This is a genomic window from Bifidobacterium sp. A11 (assembly GCF_000499185.1).
GTDB classification, from domain to species: Bacteria; Actinomycetota; Actinomycetes; order Actinomycetales; family Bifidobacteriaceae; genus Bombiscardovia; species Bombiscardovia mizhiensis.
In genome coordinates this window covers 1-1,358 of the sequence record NZ_AWUO01000030.1, presented here as the reverse complement: position 1 = coordinate 1,358, position 1,358 = coordinate 1, and the positions used below count along the sequence as shown (strand labels likewise).

Here is a 1,358-nt window from a genome sequence, read left to right as displayed (position 1 = left end):
GGGCTATAGGAACTAAACGCGTTGTTTATGTTGGGGGTTTGGCCTTGTGGCTGTAAGCGTGTTGGGTGGTTGTTAATAGGTCGGGTTGTTAATAGGGGTCTTGCAGGGGTGCCCGTTCCTGTTCGATTGGGGAATGAGAACCAGATCGAAGAGGGCCAGGCATTGCCCCATATGCCATGGGCGGATGCGCAAGCATGGGCGCAACAGATCAGGCACGCAGCGCTGGATGTGTCCGTCCTGCTCGATCACGTCCACCGCGCGCAGGCAGGACCGGGCCCGCGCCGCGCAGTTGAGGGAGTTCCCGGACTGGCTGCTGACGGGCAGGACCCGGGAACAGATGGGGGCCATGGGCGCCAGGGCCTGGCGTAAACGGGTCGGCTGGTGCTGGAACATCAAGCCGGCAATCACACCGGACGGGGTGGTCCATCACACGCTCATGGCCGACGGCACGTATATGGCACACGGCTGGTGCCTCCTGATAGCGATCGACGGGCAGACGGGCCAGGTCATCGACCGGCAGTGGTGCCATCAGGAGAACACGGCGGCCTGCACGGCCCTGTTCTCCCGCATCCCCGGGCCCGACGTGCTCATCACCGACGGCCTTCGCGGCGTGCAGAAAGCCTTGCCATGCCTTGCTGGCCGGGCACGCGCATCCAACGCTGCCTGGTGCACGTGCAACGCAACACCAAAACCGACCTGACACTCAAACCACGACTTCAGGCCGGCAAGGAACTCAAGCGACTCTCCGACCAGCTCACCCGGGTCCATGCCATCGAGGAAGCGGTGCGTTGGGGTGAGGCCTTGAACGCCTGGCACGAAAGATGGAAAACCCTCATCGACGAACGCACCATGGCCAAGGACGACCCAGCCAACCCCAAAGCCAGCCACCAATCCTGGTGGTGGACCCACCAGGAACTCCGCCGCTGCTACCGCAGGCCCGAACACCTCTTCCAAGACAGGCAGCTCTTCGCCTTCCCGGAACCCGAACTCACCGCCGGCGGGCCAGTGGAACGCACCACCAACCGGCTGGAAGGAGGAGTCAACCCACCCATCAAACGCACCCTCCTGCAACACCACGGCCTACCCGAGAGCCACATGAGACGCGCCTGCGAATGGCACTGCTACATGAAAACCGACAACCCCCGACCCCGCCAGCCTGATCAGGGACGAACACCAGCAGCCACAACCAGCACCCAAACGGGAAACCAGACAGGAACAGGACGAGCCCGAACACTACGGCACCGCCATCAACTGGAACGAGTTCCACACACCAGTCAGATACCCCAACACCACACTCTGACCAACACACAACCAAACCCACACACAGAACCTAAAACAACGCGTTTAGTTCCTATAGG

Annotated in this window: 1 protein-coding gene and 1 pseudogene; one reads left to right on the top strand and one right to left on the bottom strand. The window is 62.0% G+C overall.

Annotated elements, in window-relative coordinates; genetic code table 11:
• Nucleotides 1-72: 72 nt before the first annotated feature.
• The gene (locus tag P273_RS10185; protein ID WP_253269607.1) at nt 73-348 is read right to left on the bottom strand and encodes a hypothetical protein; all 276 of its coding nucleotides are present in this window, start codon (nt 346-348) and stop codon (nt 73-75) included.
• Here P273_RS10185 and P273_RS09890 point away from each other — a divergent pair.
• Nucleotides 245-1,300, top strand: a pseudogene (locus P273_RS09890) (IS1249 family transposase). The gene P273_RS10185 and the pseudogene P273_RS09890 overlap by 104 nt on opposite strands.
• Nucleotides 1,301-1,358: the final 58 nt, after the last annotated feature.